Here is a 19,091-nt window from a genome sequence, read left to right as displayed (position 1 = left end):
ATGAAGGATGACTCTGCGGCGAAAACTGCCTTTCAATCCATGATTGCCAGCTCCCCTTTCGGGAAGCTGGCTGCCACAGATTCATCAATCAAGAATCATTCTTCATTGCTAAAAAGACGATTACTTTTTATTGTCGTCATTTACATCCTTGTATTCTGCGTCGTAAACATTGTTTCCGGCTGCATCCTGTGTCGGCTGACCCTGAACCGGCTGCTGCGGCGCGGCCGTTTTGTACAGCTTTTCGCTCACCGCATACATGGCCTTTTGAAGCTCTTCGCTCTTCGACTTAATCTCCGACATATTGTTCGAGCTGATGGATTCCCTCAGGGAAGCGACCTTTGCGTTCAGGTCGGTCTTGTCGGCTTCGTCAATCTTGTCGCCGCTGTCCTTTATAAGCTTCTCAACCGAGTAGCAGAGGTTTTCCGCTTCGTTCTTCTGCTCAACCTCTTCACGGCGCTTCTTATCCTCCGCCGCATATTTTTCCGCTTCCTTAACAGCTTTATCGATATCCTCTTTGCTCATATTAGTGCTGGAAGTAATGGTAATTTTCTGCTCCTTGCCCGTACCTAAATCCTTGGCGGATACGTTTACGATACCATTCGCGTCGATATCGAAAGTAACTTCAATCTGAGGCACTCCGCGCGGCGCCGGGGCTATGCCGTCCAGCTTGAACAGACCGAGCTGCTTGTTGTCGCGGGCAAATTCACGTTCACCCTGCAAAACGTTGACTTCAACCTGTGTCTGGCCGTCCGCCGCGGTGGAGAAGATCTGGCTCTTCTTAGTGGGGATGGTGGTGTTGCGCTCAATAATCTTTGTCATAACGCCGCCCATGGTTTCAACGCCCAGCGAAAGCGGGGTAACGTCGAGAAGCAAGAGGCCTTCGACTTCGCCACCGAGCACGCCAGCCTGAATCGCTGCACCGATGGCTACGCACTCATCCGGGTTAATGCCCTTGAACGGCTCTTTGCCGGTAAAGTTTTTAACAGCTTCCTGAACCGCCGGGATTCTGGACGAACCGCCGACAAGCAGAACCTTGTTGATTTGTTCGATCTTCAAGCCGGAGTCGGAAAGCGCTTGGCGAACCGGGCCCATGGTCTTTTCCACAAGGTCGGCGGTCAGCTCGTTAAACTTCGCTCTGGTAAGGGTAAGGTCAAGGTGCTTCGGGCCGCTTGCGTCCGCTGTAATAAACGGCAGGTTGATCGCGCTGGTGGTCATGCTGGAAAGCTCGATCTTCGCCTTTTCGGCGGCCTCCTTCAACCTCTGCATCGCCATTTTATCGCCGCTGAGGTCGATCCCTGTTTCCGCCTTAAAGGAGGAAATCATCCAATCCATAATGCGCTTGTCGAAGTCATCGCCGCCCAGCCGGTTGTTGCCGGCTGTTGCCAAAACTTCTTGTACGCCGTCGCCCATTTCGATAATGGAAACATCGAACGTACCGCCGCCAAGGTCGTAAACCATGATCTTCTGGTCTTCTTCCTTGTCAACACCATAGGAAAGCGCAGCAGCCGTAGGCTCATTAATGATACGCTTTACATCAAGGCCCGCAATCTTGCCCGCGTCCTTGGTTGCCTGGCGCTGCGCGTCGGTAAAGTAAGCCGGAACAGTAATTACCGCCGAGGTGACCTTTTCGCCTAGGTAGGCTTCCGCGTCACTCTTCAGCTTTTGCAGGATCATCGCGGAGATTTCCTGCGGGGTAAAACTCTTTCCGTCAATATTCACCTTGTAGTTTGAACCCATTTCTCTTTTAATAGAAGAAATCGTGCGGTCCGGGTTGGTAATTGCCTGACGCTTTGCCACCTGACCGACCATGCGCTCGCCTGTTTTTGAAAATGCGACGACGGACGGGGTAGTTCTTGCTCCTTCCGCGTTTGCAATAACGACCGGCTCACCGCCTTCAATAACCGCAACACAGGAATTTGTAGTGCCTAAGTCAATGCCGATTGTTTTTGACATAATCATACCTCCAATGTTTCAATTCAGTTCAGTTCAATAAAAAATTCATGGAAACTTCTATATAAAAAGGTTAGTTTGCAACCTGAACCATCGCGTGGCGAATTACCTTATCGCCGATTTTATAGCCTTTCAGGAACACCTGGGTAATTGTGTTTTCCCCGGCGTTTTCATCCTCAATATGCGAAACCGCGTTGTGCAAATCGGGGTCGAATGTTTCCCCAGCCTTGCCCATCGGCTCTACACCCAGCTTGGAAAGCGCTTTTATCAACTGTGTCTGGACCATTTCAACGCCCTTGCGCAAATCCTCAACGCTGCACTCCTTTTGTTCCAGCGCCCGCTCAAGGTTGTCGGCAACCCCAAGGAATTCCGTAACCGCCGCTGCTGTCGCGTCGGTGTAAACCGCCGCTTTCTCGCGCTCCGTGCGTTTGCGGTAATTGTCGTATTCCGCGGCTGTACGCAGCAGGATTTCTTTCTGCTTTTTCAATTCTTCCTGCGCTTTTTCAAGCTGTTCCTTTGTTTCGTCCGCCGGTGCCTTTTCTTCCGGCTTACTGCCTTGCTTTTCAGACGTTTTTTCTTTCGAAGCCTTTTTTTCGGAAGCCTCTTGCGGCTGTCCGCCCTGCGTTTCAACCGTCTTTTCCTGCGAAGTATCTTTTCCTTCCTGTACCTCTGCTTCATGATTCTGCGGCTGCGCCGCTTCTTCTCGCTTATCCTTTTGGTCTATACGCTCTTTATCCAAAACCGTAGCCCCTTTCTATTCCATATCCAACAACTCCGTCAGCATTCTTCCGACAGAGCCGGAGAGATACTCTATATTGGACATGATTTTTCCGTAGTTCATGCGCGTCGGCCCGATAATTGCAATCGCGCCCGCTTCCCGGCCTGCCACGTTATACCGTGAAACGATTACGCTGGATTCGCTCAGCTCCGGGCGGTGCGTTTCTTTGCCGATTAAAACCTTTAACCCGTTTGTCTGTTGCAATAAAAGGCGGGAAAGCTCCTGCGGCCGGGAGAGAAAATCCATAATGCGCCGGATTTCCGACTGCCCAAGGTCGTTGTGGTACAGCAGATTCATTTCCCCGTCAAGGCAAACCTCGGTCTGCATTAAATCCTGCGCCACGTCCAGCACCGCCATCAGCGCGTCGCTCATCAGCATAGTCATTTCGCCGAGGGACGCCGCAAGCGACTGGATATACGCGGGCGTGACCGTTGCCACCGGAAGGCCGGCAAGCTTTTCGTTCAGCACCCGGAAAAACACGCGCAGGATATCGGGTGTAAGGTCAAAATCGCAGTGGAAAACACGGCTTTTCATGGTGCCCGTCGAAGTCATGATGATTGCCATCGCGGTGCGCCGGCTGGTCTGCACGAACTGAATCGCGCGAATATCGGCGCCGCTGCCGCCCGGCTTTGTGGAAACCGCCGCGTATTTGGTCATCCCCGCCAGCGCGCGGGCCACGCCGTCGAGCAGCTTTTCCGGGTCGTATGCGCTGGGGAGCAGCAGACTGTCAATGTAGCGCTGTTCCTCTTTTGTAACCGGACGCTTTTTCATCAACGTGTCAATGTAAACGCGGTAGCCTTTCTGGGAAGGCACCCTTCCGGCCGATGTGTGCGGCTGCTCCAGCAGCCCCATTTCGGCAAGCTCACTCATTTCGTTGCGAACCGTTGCGGAGGAAACGGTGAAATCAAGGTTGTCGCAAAGCGCCTTGGATCCAACCGGTTCCCCGGTTTCAATGTATAGTTCCACTACGGCCGCTAATATTTTTCTTTTTCGTTCGCTTAACTCCAACCTTTGCACCTCTATCCTGATTTTAGCACTCTTATGTCTTGAGTGCTAAATCTATTTTATAATTTACCATTACTTTACCCCATTGTCAATATAGTATTTGTAAACTAATTGTGAAATCACCAAATATTTTAAAAAACCACGTTTCCATAGCAAGGGATATTTTGGCAAAACGCAAGATGGCTTCCTGAATAAAAAAAGGTCGGGCTTACTCCCGGCGAATGGAAACGCCGGGATGCCGACAGATTAAATCTTCTCTCCGGGGGAAAGAAGGGGGAACGCTTATGATCAGGCGATGGGTAACGAAGCACCCAAAAAACCGTCTCGTTAAAGTGGTGAACGCCCCGCCGCCCGAAAAAGGCACAAAAAAAACGCTGTACACGGATTTTTATCCATATACAACATTACCCGCACAATGCGAATTTCGAAAATATCCCTGTACAAAAGTCGAAACAGGCGGTATAATAGAAAACGCAATGTGCTGATTTTATCAGTTGCGTATGGAGAGTTCCGTTCTCCGTATGCAGGGGGCAGGTGTTAGCGCGCCTGTTCCTGCATTGCACTTTTTATTCTTTATGCCTTTTAAGCAAATTATAGCCCTTTTATTCGAATAATTCAACAGATATTATGAAATTTTATGTCAGAATCGAATACATTATAGAACAAGCTACCGAAACCCGGGTTTGGATTTCGGTAGCTTGCTAAAAAAATCTCGTTAAAGAAATGGGTAACTTCCGTATTTGGCGCGAAGTACGAAAAATTGAACAATCCATAGGAAAATCAGAGTACCAAGCATGCAATATAAGTCTGTTCGGACATTTCGATTGTTCCAAGCAAATCTATTTTGCTCCCGGCACTCCTGTATGATATCCGCCACAAAATAGTTCTCTACCAACGGAACGGCTGCAAATGTCATCAAAAAGGGAATCCATGTATAAGGGAAAAAAAGAGATAATCCCACTCCGTACACGATTGCTCCTGCCACTGAAATGATGCCCTGTACTAGTTTCAAGTAGCCTTTCATATCTACACTTCTTCCCAATAGTGTTTCGTACTAAAAAACAACAAAGAATAAAATATAAGCATTAAAAGCAGAAACAAACATTTTTTTAGAAGATTATCACTTTTAAGAAAATTTTTTCTTCTCCTTGCACTCTTTAATAATCGATATAATAGTCGCATTGTGGAAAATTATAACTGTGATTAAAGGTAAAATATAAATTAACTGTGAATGTGACCTAATAAAAGGCATAAAAAGTACGAGAAAAAGACTTCCAGCAATATAAATGGTATTTTCTAACGCTCTAGAATTTTGCAAAGTGGATCCCCTTTCAAAGTAAACCTCTACATTTATTGTTTAGCAATCATTAAAACACTACCTTCAAAGATCTCTGTGGTTTTTCCGACATGTGATTTTTTGCCGTTATGACAATAATATGCGTCAACGGTAACTTCATTTTGATAGTATGCAAATTCTCCCCCTACGTAAACTTCTCTATAACGTTTATAGACGGTACCATAAGTGTAATCAGCCGTTGATAAATTAACATTAGCTAACGAACCGGATACGGCGGCGGCAAGAGCTCTCGCTTTAGGTTCATCCACAAACGTAACTATAGCGTCAGCAATTGCCCTTACCAATGTTATTGTAATATTATATTCATCTCTTGTACTATAGGTGTCGCTATGCCCTCCGAACCATGGTCCGTATGTTTTACCACTTGCATTTACTTCAGATTTGCTGGTAAGCGGGTTAACATTATTTTTTTGAGCTGCGAAAGCTTCAATATTACAAGAAAGGATTATTGCAATAACTAATGCAAATGACATTAACTTAATCAGGATAGACTGTCTCTTTATAATTCTCCTTTATATTTAACAGTTATATATCAAACCAATTTAAATCTGCAATGGAATCTCCTTCTTTTTTATTTCTTTATAGTAATTCTAGTCCGTAAATATTTACATGTCAAGCAATATCATCAAAAATTAAATATTTAATTCAATTTTCAAATTTCTGCATGATAAATGATTAAACTGTTTCCCAGCGACTTAACCATGGGTGGGAACTGGAGAACCATTATATTTGGGAAATTAAAGTTGTTGCCCTGGCAAAACACTCTCTGCTTGATTGGGATGCTTCAACACTTTGCCGTCTAGCCTAAGTTAAAATGTAGAAAAGCTGTCCAGCGAGTTTTCACCGGGCAGCTTATTTCGCAAACAAAATTTCCGAAGTCAGCATATTGGAAACCAAAAATCCCTTTGGGGTAAAGTGAAAGCCGTTTTCGTTGCAGACGGTCAGCCCGCCCTTTTCATACAGCTTTGCGGCGCGGACGATACGTTCCGGTATGCCGAACCCGAAACGCGCGCGGCACCCTTCGTGGGTCAGCCCTTCGGTAAGACGCAGGGCAAGCATGGCGTATTCTTCAAAGCCGCCGCCCTCACCGTCCTGCACCGGTGGTTCGCCCGAAAGAAAGCCCTTTAGACTTCGGTTATAATAGAACCGTTTCCCATTCAAAAAGGAATGGGCCGCCGGGCCGATCCCAAGGTATTCGCGGCAGCGCCAGTATTTCAGGTTATGCCTGCTTTCAAAACCCGGCTTCGCAAAGTTGGAGATTTCATACTGATGGAACCCATGCTTTTCCAGTTCGGCACAGGCAAGAAGATAGAAATCCGCCGCCTCCCCCTCGTCTGGCAGGGCAAGCTCGCCCTTTTTACGGCCGTAGGCCGTATACGGTTCAACTTTCAACAGATACGCCGAAACATGTTGAATTCCCGCATCCACACAAAACGCGATGGAGCGTTTCAGGCTTTCCGGAGTCTGCTTCTGGATAGCAAGCATCAGGTCGAGGGAGATATTTTCAAAGCCTGCTTTCTGCGCGTCGCACACAGCCTTTATCGCTTCCATCGCGGTGTGCCGTCGTCCCAGAAGCCGCAGCTCGCCCTCATCCGCGGACTGCAGGCCGATGGAAATCCGGTTTGCACCCGCCGCGCGCAATTCCTCAAAAAAACCGCTTAAATCCTTCGCGGGGTTTGCCTCCGCCGTAATTTCCGCGTTTTGCAGGCCAAAGCATTCCCGCGCTTTTCCGATTAAATAGGCAAGCCGTTTCCCGCCGAGCAGGCTGGGGGTTCCCCCGCCGAAATACAGCGTGTCCACCCGATGGCTTTCCTTCCGCGCAAAGGCTCCCATCTCCTCCGCCACGCGCTCGGCGTAGCGGTCCATAGTTTCCTCATCGGCAGGCAGGGAATAAAAATCACAGTACGGGCATTTCCCGTCGCAGAACGGTACATGAATATAAAGGCCGATTGGCTCCGCGTTATTCATCCAGCTTCAACACGCTCATAAACGCCTCCTGCGGCACTTCTACGGTGCCGAGCTGGCGCATGCGCTTCTTGCCTTCCTTCTGCTTTTCCAGCAGCTTCTTTTTCCGCGTGATATCGCCGCCGTAGCACTTCGCCAAAACATCCTTGCGCATCGCCCGGACGGTTTCGCGCGCAATAATCCGGCCGCCCACACAGGCTTGAATCGGAATTTCGAAGAGCTGGCGTGGAATTTTTTCCGCAAGCTTCTCCGCCATTTTCCGCGCCCGCGGGTAGGCCTTGTCCGAATGGATAATGAAGGACAACGCGTCCACCACTTCGCCGTTGAGCATAATGTCCAGCTTGACAAGGCTGCTCTTTTTATAGCCGCTCAGCTCGTAGTCAAACGAGGCGTAGCCGCGCGTGCGGGATTTGAGCGCGTCGAAGAAATCGTAAATGATTTCATTCAGCGGCAGCTCATAGTGGATATCCACGCGGTCGGTGTCGATATAGTTCATATTTTTAAAGGTACCGCGCCGCTCCTGGCAAAGCTCCATAATATTGCCCACGTATTCGCTCGGCGTGTAAATATGCGCGTCGGCAATCGGCTCCTCTGCCATCGAAATCAGCGAAGGGTCGGGGTAATTGGTCGGGTTGTCAATAAAAACAACCTCTCCGTTTGTTTTCGTAATGCGGTACACAACGCTCGGCGCGGTAGTAACCAGGTCGAGGTTGTATTCCCGCTCCAGCCGCTCCTGGATGATTTCCATATGCAGAAGGCCCAGAAAGCCGCAGCGGAAACCAAAGCCGAGCGCCACGGAGGTTTCCGGCTCAAACGAAAGCGCAGCGTCGTTCAGCTGAAGCTTTTCTAACGCGTCGCGCAGGTCAGAATAATGCGCGCCGTCCGCGGGATAGATGCCGCAGAAAACCATCGGTTGCACCGCGCGGTAGCCGGGCAGCGCCTGCTTCGCTGGGTTGTCCGCAAGCGTAACGGTGTCGCCCACGCGCGCATCCTTTACGGCCTTAATGGAAGCGGCAATATAGCCGACCTCGCCCGCGCTTAACCCGTCGCTCGGTTCAAAGCCGGTAGCGCGCCCGTAACCGCATTCCACAACGGTGAACCGCGCGCCCGTCGACATCATAAGGATGGTGTCGCCCGGATGCACCTGCCCATCCATCAGGCGGACATGGATAATAACACCCTTATACGCGTCGTAATAGGAATCGAAGATCAGCGCCTTGAGCGGCGCGTTCTCGTCGCCCTGCGGCGGCGGCACGTTTTTCACAATCTGTTCCATTACCTGATCGATGTTGGTGCCCAGCTTCGCGGAAATGCAGGGCGCTTCGTCGGCAGGAATACCGATCACGTCTTCGATTTCCGTGCGCACCCGATCCGGCTGGGCGCTCGGCAGGTCGATTTTGTTGATAACCGGCACGATTTCTAGCCCCGCGTCCACCGCCAGATAGGTGTTGGCAAGGGTCTGGGCCTCAATGCCCTGCGACGCATCCACAACCAGCACCGCACCCTCGCACGCAGCGAGCGAGCGGGAAACCTCGTAGTTGAAGTCAACGTGGCCGGGGGTGTCGATCAGGTTGAATACGTAATCCTGCCCGTCCGCCGCGCTGTAAACCAACGTGACCGCGTGCGCCTTAATCGTAATGCCCCTTTCGCGCTCCAGATCCATGCTGTCGAGCAGCTGATTTTCCATGTCGCGCAGCGCGACCGATTTCGTCTGCTCCAAAATGCGGTCGGCAAGCGTGCTTTTGCCGTGGTCAATATGCGCGATAATGCTGAAATTCCGAATTCTCTCGCGTGGTACCGACAAATTTATCACCTAATTCAATGGATTTTTTCTATGGATAATAAGTTATTATAGCATAGAAAACAAAAAATGAAAATCGCATTTCCCACCGGAACAAAACAAAAAAAGGATGTGCGAAAGCACATCCCTCTGCGTTTTCAATATTTCAAATCCCGATAATACTTATCGTTCAGCAAGCGCTTCTTGCGCGGTTTGGAGGGCCGGCGGTAGCGTTTGCGGCCCGGGCCTCCGCGTGGCGGACGGCGGTTGCTTAACACAACGATCAGAACAACGGCGATACCCAGCGCAATACACGCCCAGGAAAGAATCCCGAGCCAGTTCATCTTCCTGTTTGCGGCAACGTCAACGGCTGGGGAACTCAGCGGATCATTTTCTACAATGCTGTCCACGCTTGGCAGGACAATTTCGCTCGACGCTTCACTGCTTTCAAGCTCGCTGGAAATATCGCTTGAAGACATACCGGAAGGGAGGGAAGAAGGGGCGGACGAAACATATTTCTTCTTCCTCTGGGTTTTCGGTTTTGACGACGCGGACGGCAGGCTAGAGGATTTATTGCCGGAGGGGCTTTGCGAAACCAAATTGCTTGCAACCTGCTGCTGTTGCTGCTGAATCGCCTTTTCTACCTGTTCGGGCGTAATTTCGGTTGCCATTGCGGTAATAGGATAACATGAAAACATAAATGTCACAAGCAATAGCATCAGCCACGACTTTTTATGTTTTTTCATGATCCGATTCCTCCGCAGCATGTTCTTGAAATGAGAATTTGAAATTATTATACCATACTTTTGCTACATTGCAAGTCTCCTGCCACGTTTTACCAGTAATTTGGTAAAGGAGGGTTTTGTCGTCGCCAAAGCCGATACGGCGCGAATTGTAGTCCACAACGGCAAGGCCGATTAACAGTATCAGCACGTAGAGGGTGCTGAAAAACGATCCCCAAAAAATTCTTCTGTTTCTTCTTTCCATTTATTTTACACATCCTAAGAAATCTGCTTATCTATGTCAGCTTATTCAAAACGGCGGCAAGTGCCTTTCCGAACAGTTCCCCGGAATACGTCGCCTCGTCAAGCGTATTGACTTCTGTTCCGAATTCCACCAGCAGGGAACCCTTCGTTAAATTCTGGTTGTACTTCCGGTTGCAGAAGTTCAGCGGGCGCCCAAGGCCGGGGTACTGGTCGGCCATGGATTGCTGAATCCGCACCGCAAGTCGCAGATTGTATTCCCAGTTCGGGTGGTTCAACGTGCCGTCGTCGTCGCATCCAGCAATAATCATCACCTGCGCGGCCTTTTTCCCGTTCACAACTGCCGTCGGCTTAATCCGCGTACCCCCGGAAGTCCCCATCGCGTCGCGGTGAATGTCCAGCGCCACCTGGATCGAGGGGTATTTTTTCAGGTTGTTCAGCACCGTCACCTTGGAGCGTTCGTAGGAACCGTTGTAACTCGGATAATCATGCAGAGTGGCGTCGTGAATGGTGTTGATGCCCGCTGCCCGGAGTTGCGCCGCGATGCGTTCGCCGACCGAGACAACGTTTTTGGAGGCGTCCCGGCTGCGCGTATCGCCTGCGAAAGCTTCGGTGGTATGCGTATGGTAAATTAAAACCTGTGGCCCGGCATTCTTTGCGATTTTTACCGCCGGCTGCTTTTTCAGCTCGCCCGGAATGTCGATTCCATGGTTTTTGTTGGAATTTTTCACCCAGATATTTTTATATTGTACGCCGGCGTTCACAATGCTCATTTCCTTCACATCCGCCTTCTGCGTTGTGGAAACCGTCCCCTGCTGCGCGTTCGCCGCGGAACTGTTTTGGCTTTTCTGCGAAGAGTTTTCCGGCACGGACGAAACCGGCCGGCTGTCCGCGCCGGACGGCGGTTCGATATGGGACGCTCCGTCATCCTCCTCGTCCTCTTCCAGAATATCGGTCCTCAGCGCTTCGGCCGCGCCGCCCGGCATTATAAACCCTGCAGCGGTAAACGCCGCGTCCCACGGGGGCAGCACCGACAGGCGCCCCAGAACGCACACAACCGCCGCGAACGTCAGTGCAGCGGAGCATAACCCCGCCGCCTTTTGTCCCCATTTTTTCATATCCTGCCCCCATTAAAATATATTCATTCTTATGCGGGCTGGACAAATTTCATGATGACTCAGGTTAAATCTTCAAAATCGGCAATCGTCATGGAAGGGTTCAAAGCCACGTTAATGCCCATTCCCAGCACCCTTGCGCCCCTTGAAATAATCAGGTCGATTTCCCGCGGCGTAACCATCATCTGCGCGCCGCGCGGCGCAATTTTCTCCTCTTTCCCGTCCATATCGCCATCCAGCAGGTCATACGCCAGCGTGGCCGCGTCGACCACAGTCGGTATCCCCATGCTGATGACCGGCACGCCCAGCGTGCTTTGGTCGATGCGTGGGCGGGAATTCCCCACCCCCGCGCCCGGGGAAATCCCCGCCGAGCAAAGCTGAATGGTGCAGCCCAGCCGCGAAGGGCTGCGCGCCGCCAGCGCGTCAATCGCAATGACAAAATCCGGTTTCAGTTCCTTTACCAGCGCCTTTAAAAGCTCAAAGGCCTCAATGCCCGTGGAACCTAAAACGCCGGGGCTTACCACCGAAACGGGGCGCAGATCCCCCAGCCCCGTTACCCTTGCCAGCTCGCCGCGGATGTGCCGCGTGGCCATGACGCGCTCCGCGACAAGCGGGCCCAGCGCGTCCGGTGTAATGTCGCGGTTGCCCAGCCCCGCCACCAGCGCGCTCCCCTTTTCGGGAACCAGCTTTGAAAGCTCCTGCGCAGTCAGCGTTAAAAGGCTGTTGTCGCTGTCGATCCGGTCGGAAATCGATTTTACCTCCAGCGTAACATAGGTATTCCCCCCTTCTTCAATGTTTGTGATTTTGCAACCTTTTTCCTCCCTGACGATATGCCTTTCGGGATCGGTATTTTCCAGCGCCAGATCCGTGCGGAAGATCATAAGAATCAACCCCTTGTTTTATTTTTTTAAATACTTGCATTTCTTGCTTTTTGATGGTATTATTATTTGTACGTGACAACACCAAAGGAGGTGGAACGATGCCGAACATTAAATCTGCGAAAAAACGTGTGAAGGTTATTGCTACGAAAACGAATATCAACAAGTCCCGTCTTTCCCGACTGAAAACAGATATAAAGAAAGCGAACCTTGCAATCGAGTCCGGCGAGGCCAGCGCGGATGCCGTGAAGGTTGCCATTAAGAGGCTGGATCAGGCCGTCGCAAAAGGAATCCTGCACAAGAATACGGCCGCCAGAAAGAAATCCAGTCTTGTGCGCAAGCTGAACGCGGCAAATGCATAACCCTGAATAACACGGTTTAAATGCAAAAGCAGAGCCCTGTGCCCTGCTTTTTTACTTATCCGAAAGCAAACAGTTTTTTCCGCTGGATTGACTTTTTGCTAAGAAATGGGTATGATAGAAATAAGATGAATACGGAGGTGCTCGTTTTGAAAAAATGTAATACGATTACGATATTAATTACGGTCGTTTCGTCTGTAATCGCGGTTTGTGCCGCTGTTGTTGCGGTTGTCCTCTTTTTCGAAAAGAAAAAGAAGGATGAAGAAGAGCTTGAGCACTACCTGGATTGTTCCATTCAATAGGAACTTCCTCCGGCGCATAACAGGATACGGGCAGGATTGGAACCCTGCCCGTTTTTCATGTGCTGGTTTTCAAAATATTTTTCATATATTTCTTCAGATAGATACGGTAATACAGTTTCCAAAGCTCCCATAGCAGAATCCCCAGTATTTGCCCGTTTATGATCCGGAAAATGCGGTAAACAATCTTCAGCCAGTAAAAAACCTTGCTTTCGCTTACCCTAGTTCTTATCTCCCGGCTTTGAAAACAAGGCAGCGACATAGCCGAAGAATACGGCCGCCGCAATTCCCGCGGCACTAGCCGCAACGCCGCCCGAGAATACGCCGATCAGGCCCTTTTCCCTGATCGCCTCCAGCGTTCCTTTCGCCATGGTGTAGCCGAATCCCGTCAGCGGAACGGTGGCACCCGCGCCGGCAAACTGCACAAGAGGCTCATACAGCCCCAATCCCGTCAGCACAACACCCAGCGTAACAAAAGTAACGAGGATTCTGGCAGGGGTCAGTTTTGTAAAGTCGATTAAAAGCTGGCCCACCGCGCAAAGTGCGCCTCCGACTAAAAACGCCCATAGATACTCCACGATTTTCACCTCGTTTCTAGTTTCGCCGGATTTGGAAACAATATACATATTAAGAAACAAAATTGTGAATGAAAGCAAGATGTTTTTCCTTGAAGGAGGGCCATCCCAATGATCTTATCTGGGAAACAGATTCGCGAAAAATTAGGGAAGGAAATCATTATCGAACCCTTTTGCGAAAGCCAGTTAAACCCGAACAGCTACAACCTGAAACTACATAATGAGCTACTTGTGTACGACGAACCTGTTCTGGATATGAAAAAAGAAAACAAATTCCGAAAAATTCTCATCCCAGAGGAAGGCCTTGTGCTGGAACCCAATAAGCTTTATCTTGGCCGAACGCAGGAATATACCAAAACCGACAAATTCGTCCCCATGATCGAGGGCCGGTCGTCAGTCGGAAGACTGGGCTTGTTTATCCACGTAACCGCGGGCTTCGGCGACGTTGGCTTCAGCGGTTACTGGACATTGGAGATCCACTGTATCCAGCCCGTCCGCGTCTATGCGGGGGTTGAAATCTGCCAGATTTACTACCATTTGATCCAAGGCGATTATGAGCGGTATTCGAGCGGAAAATATCAGAACAACACGGGCATCCAGCCCAGCTTGCTGTTTAAGGATTTTCAGAAATAAGCAGATATTTGAAAGAATCGGAAAGCAAAATGGACAACGATATAAAGACGATAGAAGAAGCTTTGTTCAATTCCATTCCCGCGCTGCAAACGGTATTGCTGGGCGGATGGGTCATCCGGCTGAATCGGAATTACACCTACCGGGCGAACTGCGTCTGCCCGCTGTACGATACGGGCGGTAATGTCACCGAAAAAGTAAAAAAATGCGAAGAACTGTTCCGCCGCAACAAACTCCCTTCGGTTTTTAAAGTGACCCCTGCCCTGCAAAGCGGCCTTTCAGATGTTCTATTATTGTTGAATTATCAAAAGAAGAAAATCATCAAAAAGGAACCTCACCGAAAAATTCGGCGCGGTTCCTTTTTTTAGGGTTTATATCGGTGTTCAGCGGTTTTAATGCACAATCGGCATGTCGCCCGGTTCGTGCGAAGCGTTGTTAAAGTAAATATCATACCATACGAGAAAGACAAAAACCGTCCAGATTTTGCGGTTGTTGTCCCGCTTCCCGGCATAATGCTCGTCCAACAGCTTCACCAGCACGTCGGTATTAAAGAACTGCCGGGCAATCTTTCCGGTAAACGCTTCCTTGACGATTTTGTAATATTTTTCTTCCCTAAGCCAGACTCGAATCGGCACCGGGAAGCCGAGCTTCTTCTTCTGCGCCGTTGTGTCCGGAAGATGGCGCATCGCGGCCTGGCGCATCGCGTATTTTGTATTTTTCTTATTTACCCGCAGCTTCCTCGGCAGGCGTGAAGCCACCTTGAACACTTCCTTGTCAAGGAACGGCACGCGGAGCTCCAGCGAATTGGCCATGCTCATACGGTCGGCTTTCAACAGGATATCGCCAACCAGCCAAACGTTAATATCGAGGTACTGCATTTTCGTAACGTCGTCTTTGCCGCGGACGCGGTCGTAATACTTTTTGGTAATCTCCTGCGGGCGGGTTACCGGGACATCCTTTTTCAGCAGCCTGCGTTTTTCCTCCATCGTAAACATACTGCAATTCCCGATAAAGCTTTCCTCTATCGGCAGCGCGCCGCGGATGAGGAAATTCTTGCCCTTAAAGGAGAACGGAAACGCTTTTGCAACCGAAGCCAGCGCACGGCGCAGGCCGAGCGGCAGCTTTTTGTAGGCCGCAAAGTCGTCCGGCTCATGATAAATATTGTATCCGCCGAACAGCTCGTCCGCTCCCTCGCCGGAAAGCACCACCTTCACGTATTCGCTCGCCATTTTGGAAACGAAGTACAGCGCAATGCAGGAAGCGTCGGCAAGGGGCTGGTCCATATGGTACTGCACCTTGCGGATATTGCCCCAGTATTCCTCCGGGGAAATCACCTTGTAATGATGATCCACCCCGACTTTTTCGGAAAGGCCCTTCGCCCAGTCAATTTCATTGTACTGTTCGCCGTAGTCAAAGCCGACCGTAAAGGTTTTCTGCCCCGCGAAATACGTGGAAACATAACTGGAATCCACCCCACTAGAAAGGAAGCAGCCGACTTCCACATCGCTTATTTTATGGGCGTTTACGGAATTCTCAAAGACCTTTTCAATTTCGTTAACCGCCTGTTCCTCCGTCATTCTTTCGTCCGCGTTGAACTTCGGCTCCCAGTAGCGGCACGTTTCCACCTTGCCGTCCTTGTACCAAAGGTAATGGGCAGGCATCAGGCAGTAAACCCCTTCGAAAAAGGTTTCGGGCGGCACGGAATATTCAAAGGAAATGTAATTGTCAAGCGCGCGCTTATTGAATTTCTTCTGAAAGCCCGGGAAATTGAGGATGCTCTTGATTTCGGAGCCGTAAACGAAATGATCGCCGACCATGGTGTAATGCATCGGCTTGATTCCGAAATAATCGCGCGCCAGAAACAGGCTTTTCTCAATGGTATCAAAAATAGCGAACGCAAACATGCCGCGCAGCTTTGTCAAAAGGTCTTCGTGCCACTCCTCGAAGCCGTGAATCAGCACTTCGGAATCCGTATTTGTATAAAACCGGTGTCCCTTTGCAATAAGCTCGTTGCGAAGGTCGCGGTAATTGTAAATTTCTCCGTTAAACGTAAGAACCAACGTCTTGTTTTCATTGTAAATCGGCTGATCTCCAGAGGAAGCCACGTCGATAATACTTAACCGCCGGAAGCCCATGGAAATATCGCGGTTTGTAAAAAAGCCGCTGGAATCCGGGCCCCTGTGGGTTATTTTATCCGTCATGGTTTTAATAATATCGTCGCGGTTGATAATATTTCCGGTAAATCCGCACAATCCGCACATATTGAATTATTCCTCCTCGCCGCGGTACACCCGCAAAATCTTTTCGGCGACGGCAGAATTCACCACCATAAATTCATCCTGCTCACAAACGCCGACGCTCTGTATAATCTCCAAGGATTTCCGGTAAACATCCAGGCGCGTGCCCTGCTGCACCGGTTCTTCCGCTCCCTGTAAACGGAAAGAAAAACCGATCCGGTTTTCCGCCTCGTCCGCATAACAGAAATACCCTTCGGTTACTATATTGCCGTGCTTTTTTGCGGCCACATCGGTAAGCGCTAGTTTTACCAGCTCAACCGCAAAATCATTCATCCCGGCTTCAAAAATTAAAATTTTTTCCTTCAGCTCCGCAGGGGACACAACAACCCGTTTTGTTACGCCGGAAAGCTGCGGAAACGCCTCGCTCACTTTTACCGGCTCAAGGCAGCGGCAGCCGCCGTTCGGCACAACATACACCATAAAGTTTCTGATCTTATCGTGGTAAAGGCAAGGATAAACAAGTTGCGCCTCGTAGCCGCATTCGGGACATTTCCAATCGAAAAGCGTTTCGTCCAGCACGCGCAGCCGGAGTTCCGGGTCCTCCTCCGCTTCCATCTCCGGATTTATCTGTGTATTTACTACTGCGCCGCAGTGCGGACAGCTCACATCCCGGTTGTCTTGGATCGCCATTTTTTTACATCCTCCTTAGCCTTTGCGTATTTGCACATTATATCACAATCTGATAAAAAAAGGAACAGGATTAAATAATACTGTTATTTTACGGGAATTTGCGATATAATAACTGCAAAGAGAAAATGCCCTAAATTAAGCCGTATTTTCGGCAGGAGGTAAGCTTATGAGTATTTTTAACAACGTATCAGAAAAACTTGCGAAAGCTGTCGACTATGTCGTTGAAAAAAACCGTAAAGCCGCGTTGATAAACCGGATTCGAATTGTCATTAAGAATGAAAGGGAAAATGAAGCGCGCGCATATATCGCGCTCGGTAAATATTATTTCCACAATTTGCGCGATGAGAACAACGAGGAAACGGAGCACCTGTGCCGCGCCGTGGAAGAGTCCGAGCGCCGCATGAAGAAAGCGTTTGAAAAGCTGGATGAAATCACTTCCTCTGGGGAAGAAGCCGAAGACGAATGTACGGACTGCGGCGACGACTGCTGCTGCCCCTGCGGCGTAGACGACGGAGAAAACGATATCCCAGTGCAGGAAAAAGACGAAGAAGAAGAGTTCACAAACTACCCCATGCATTTCCCCATCGTTGACAAAGCAAACGAACGAGGCTATGCAAGCGACGAGGCGGCGGAGGAAGCGGCGGAGGACTGCCCAGAAAATCCTTCGTTCCCGGATGAACCATGAAAAAAAGAGTAATGCTTGGCATGAGCGGCGGCGTGGACAGTTCCGTAGCCGCCCTTCTGCTTTTAAAGGCCGGATACGACGTAACCGGCGTCACCTTGCGCCTGCGTCCGGACAAATACATGCAGCAAAGCGCTGCGGGCGGCTGCTGTTCGCTCGACGATATCGACGACGCGCGCAGGGTCGCCTACAAGCTGGGGATTGACCATCTGGTTCTGAATTTTACCGAACTCTTCGAAAAAAATGTCATTGATTATTTCGCCGCTCAGTACGAGGCCGGGCTAACGCCCAATCCCTGCATCGCCTGTAACCGCCATATTAAATTTGACGCCATGCTCCGCCGCGCGCGAGAGCTGGATTTTGATTATATCGCCACCGGGCATTACGCCGTAATCGAGCAAAATGCCGCAGGGCGCTGGATTTTACGCAAGGCTCCCGCCAGCAAGGATCAAAGCTATGTCCTGTATTCCTTTACGCAGGACCAGCTCAGCCACACGCTGATGCCTCTGGGCCGCTACACCAAGCCGCAGGCGCGCGCACTAGCGGAGGAGGCCGGGCTGCCCGTTGCCCACAAGCCGGACAGCCAGGAAATCTGCTTTGTGGAAAACAACGATTACGCTGGATTTATTGAGCGCTATACGGGAAAAACCGCGCCGCAGGGCAACTTTGTCGACGCGGACGGTAATATCCTGGGCCGCCACCGCGGTATCACGCATTACACGATCGGCCAGCGCAAAGGGCTGGGCGTTTCCTTCGGAAAGCCGATGTACGTTACGAAAATCGACACGGTACATAACGAAGTGACGCTCGGCGAGGAAGGAAGCCAATACCGGTCTTCGCTTGTCGCCGCAGATTTGAATTTTATCCCGTTCGACACGCTGGAAACCGAGATGGACGTTACCGCGAAGGTACGGTATCAGGCCGCGCCCGCGAAGGCCCGCCTTATCCCGCTGGAGGGCAGCCGGATCCGCGTGGATTTCAAAGAAGCGCAGCGCGCGGTCACACCGGGACAGGCCGTTGTGTTTTACGACGGGGATCTTGTCGTCGGCGGCGGCACGATTCAAGCGGACGAATAGCGCCCTTTGGCTGTTTCCCGCGCACAGCGGGCGGTACGCATTTCTGTACGATCCGAAACAGAAAACAAGGTGCAGTCCCAACCTCCGGGAACCCCGGAGGGGCGGAAACTGCACCTTGTGTTTCGAACAGGTTAAACCTAAGCTTTCTTGCCTTCCGGTCACCCGAAAGGAAGCAAAGTACGGCGGCTTAGCTCAGCCTAGGGAAAGAATACCCCATGATCTTTCCCAGCCTCGCGCGGGCTTTTTTCAGATGCTTTGAAGCGGTTGAGGGCGTAACACCCAATATTTCGGCAACTTCGCTAACGCTCTTCTCTTCAAAATACCGGAGCCGTACACAAGCCTTCTGCCTTTCCGTCAATTCCCCCTCCATCGCGCTGCGAAGAACCCGCAGCATTTTTTTGCGTTCCGCCCCGTCGTCGTCCGTCTGGATCGGAACATTCAGCCTGTCCCCAAAAAGGTCAAGGCTTAAATTGTTTTTCCTTCTCATCGTCTCGCCCCACTTTGCGTTAAATACCGGCCGGTATGCAGACAGTCCAAGTACATATCGTTCAGCAGCGCGGCCCTGCGGTATAGCTGAGCGGCTGTTTCATGGTCCGCGGTTCGGGCCATCTTTCGCAAAGGAACCAGCCGTGCCTTCAGCTTTTCTGCTTCTTCCAAATAATTCATTCCCCACTCCTTATAATTCATAATACTCCTTTCAGTTTCCCCGGTGTGACCTAGTTGTCAACCAGT

Annotated in this window: 21 protein-coding genes; 6 read left to right on the top strand and 15 right to left on the bottom strand. The window is 50.5% G+C overall.

The features are described 5' to 3' along the window. Positions 1-120: 120 nt before the first annotated feature. The 10 genes from dnaK to gpr form a co-directional block, all read right to left on the bottom strand. On the bottom strand, positions 121-1,953 hold the full coding sequence (gene dnaK, locus P9B68_RS06305) for a molecular chaperone DnaK (protein ID WP_135658709.1): 1,833 nt from the start codon (positions 1,951-1,953) through the stop codon (positions 121-123). Between the two features lie 70 nt (positions 1,954-2,023). After that, positions 2,024-2,689: a nucleotide exchange factor GrpE gene (grpE, locus tag P9B68_RS06300; protein WP_243112954.1), complete on the bottom strand. Its 666-nt coding sequence runs from the start codon at positions 2,687-2,689 to the stop codon at positions 2,024-2,026. 15 nt (positions 2,690-2,704) lie between these two features. Continuing rightward, the gene (gene hrcA / locus P9B68_RS06295) at positions 2,705-3,745 is read right to left on the bottom strand and encodes a heat-inducible transcriptional repressor HrcA (protein WP_277668686.1); all 1,041 of its coding nucleotides are present in this window, start codon (positions 3,743-3,745) and stop codon (positions 2,705-2,707) included. A 1,338-nt stretch (positions 3,746-5,083) separates the two neighbouring features. Beyond that, positions 5,084-5,563, bottom strand: a complete 480-nt coding sequence (locus P9B68_RS06290; RefSeq protein WP_277668685.1) for a hypothetical protein — start codon at positions 5,561-5,563, stop codon at positions 5,084-5,086. Positions 5,564-5,942: 379 nt separating this feature from the next. Continuing rightward, positions 5,943-7,058: a radical SAM family heme chaperone HemW gene (gene hemW, locus P9B68_RS06285; protein ID WP_135658701.1), complete on the bottom strand. Its 1,116-nt coding sequence runs from the start codon at positions 7,056-7,058 to the stop codon at positions 5,943-5,945. After that, positions 7,051-8,859, bottom strand: coding sequence for a translation elongation factor 4 (lepA, locus tag P9B68_RS06280; protein WP_135658698.1), 1,809 nt, complete (start codon positions 8,857-8,859; stop codon positions 7,051-7,053). The genes hemW and lepA overlap by 8 nt, the downstream gene beginning before the upstream one ends. A gap of 134 nt (positions 8,860-8,993) precedes the next feature. Beyond that, on the bottom strand, positions 8,994-9,581 hold the full coding sequence (locus tag P9B68_RS06275) for a hypothetical protein (RefSeq protein WP_135658695.1): 588 nt from the start codon (positions 9,579-9,581) through the stop codon (positions 8,994-8,996). Continuing rightward, complete coding sequence (locus P9B68_RS06270) at positions 9,568-9,822, bottom strand: hypothetical protein (RefSeq protein ID WP_135658692.1); 255 nt, start codon at positions 9,820-9,822, stop codon at positions 9,568-9,570. The genes P9B68_RS06275 and P9B68_RS06270 overlap by 14 nt, the downstream gene beginning before the upstream one ends. Positions 9,823-9,853: 31 nt before the next feature. Beyond that, positions 9,854-10,936 carry a stage II sporulation protein P gene (spoIIP, locus tag P9B68_RS06265; RefSeq protein WP_277668684.1) on the bottom strand — a complete coding sequence of 361 codons (1,083 nt, stop codon included), beginning with the start codon at positions 10,934-10,936 and terminating at the stop codon, positions 9,854-9,856. A 59-nt stretch (positions 10,937-10,995) separates the two neighbouring features. Next, positions 10,996-11,814: a GPR endopeptidase gene (gene gpr / locus P9B68_RS06260; RefSeq protein WP_277668683.1), complete on the bottom strand. Its 819-nt coding sequence runs from the start codon at positions 11,812-11,814 to the stop codon at positions 10,996-10,998. A 98-nt stretch (positions 11,815-11,912) separates the two neighbouring features. Here gpr and rpsT point away from each other — a divergent pair, with 98 nt between their 5' ends. Then, positions 11,913-12,173: a 30S ribosomal protein S20 gene (rpsT, locus tag P9B68_RS06255; protein ID WP_135658685.1), complete on the top strand. Its 261-nt coding sequence runs from the start codon at positions 11,913-11,915 to the stop codon at positions 12,171-12,173. 146 nt (positions 12,174-12,319) lie between these two features. Continuing rightward, positions 12,320-12,472 (top strand): hypothetical protein, encoded by a 153-nt coding sequence (locus P9B68_RS06250; RefSeq protein ID WP_167875167.1) that lies wholly within the window; start codon positions 12,320-12,322, stop codon positions 12,470-12,472. A 218-nt stretch (positions 12,473-12,690) separates the two neighbouring features. Here the strand turns inward: P9B68_RS06250 and spoVAE are convergent, their stop codons facing one another. Next, the gene (gene spoVAE / locus P9B68_RS06245; protein ID WP_135658682.1) at positions 12,691-13,047 is read right to left on the bottom strand and encodes a stage V sporulation protein AE; all 357 of its coding nucleotides are present in this window, start codon (positions 13,045-13,047) and stop codon (positions 12,691-12,693) included. Positions 13,048-13,155: 108 nt separating this feature from the next. Between spoVAE and dcd the strand changes: the two genes are divergently transcribed. Both dcd and P9B68_RS06235 read left to right on the top strand, forming a co-directional pair. Then, on the top strand, positions 13,156-13,677 hold the full coding sequence (dcd, locus tag P9B68_RS06240) for a dCTP deaminase (protein WP_135658678.1): 522 nt from the start codon (positions 13,156-13,158) through the stop codon (positions 13,675-13,677). 29 nt (positions 13,678-13,706) lie between these two features. Beyond that, positions 13,707-14,042 (top strand): hypothetical protein, encoded by a 336-nt coding sequence (locus P9B68_RS06235; RefSeq protein ID WP_277668682.1) that lies wholly within the window; start codon positions 13,707-13,709, stop codon positions 14,040-14,042. Between the two features lie 24 nt (positions 14,043-14,066). Here the strand turns inward: P9B68_RS06235 and asnB are convergent, their stop codons facing one another. Next, positions 14,067-15,935, bottom strand: coding sequence for an asparagine synthase (glutamine-hydrolyzing) (gene asnB / locus P9B68_RS06230; protein WP_277668681.1), 1,869 nt, complete (start codon positions 15,933-15,935; stop codon positions 14,067-14,069). A 6-nt stretch (positions 15,936-15,941) separates the two neighbouring features. Then, on the bottom strand, positions 15,942-16,601 hold the full coding sequence (locus tag P9B68_RS06225) for a CpXC domain-containing protein (RefSeq protein WP_135658668.1): 660 nt from the start codon (positions 16,599-16,601) through the stop codon (positions 15,942-15,944). A 166-nt stretch (positions 16,602-16,767) separates the two neighbouring features. On the opposite strand from P9B68_RS06225, the gene P9B68_RS06220 reads away from it, so the two are divergent. After that, complete coding sequence (locus tag P9B68_RS06220) at positions 16,768-17,286, top strand: hypothetical protein (protein WP_277668680.1); 519 nt, start codon at positions 16,768-16,770, stop codon at positions 17,284-17,286. Next, complete coding sequence (gene mnmA / locus P9B68_RS06215; protein ID WP_277668679.1) at positions 17,283-18,359, top strand: tRNA 2-thiouridine(34) synthase MnmA; 1,077 nt, start codon at positions 17,283-17,285, stop codon at positions 18,357-18,359. Before P9B68_RS06220 ends, mnmA begins: the two co-directional genes overlap by 4 nt. A 187-nt stretch (positions 18,360-18,546) precedes the next feature. On the opposite strand, the gene P9B68_RS06210 is transcribed toward mnmA, so the two are convergent. Together P9B68_RS06210 and P9B68_RS06205 are read right to left on the bottom strand one after the other, a co-directional pair. Continuing rightward, on the bottom strand, positions 18,547-18,846 hold the full coding sequence (locus P9B68_RS06210) for an RNA polymerase sigma factor (protein ID WP_135658659.1): 300 nt from the start codon (positions 18,844-18,846) through the stop codon (positions 18,547-18,549). Then, positions 18,843-19,025, bottom strand: coding sequence for a hypothetical protein (locus P9B68_RS06205; RefSeq protein ID WP_243112952.1), 183 nt, complete (start codon positions 19,023-19,025; stop codon positions 18,843-18,845). Before P9B68_RS06205 ends, P9B68_RS06210 begins: the two co-directional genes overlap by 4 nt. Between the last annotated feature and the right edge of the window lie 66 nt (positions 19,026-19,091).

The organism is Caproiciproducens galactitolivorans (assembly GCF_029266045.1).
In the GTDB taxonomy this organism is placed as follows: domain Bacteria; phylum Bacillota; class Clostridia; order Oscillospirales; family Acutalibacteraceae; genus Caproiciproducens; species Caproiciproducens galactitolivorans.
This window is presented reverse-complemented; position numbering and strand designations above follow the sequence as displayed.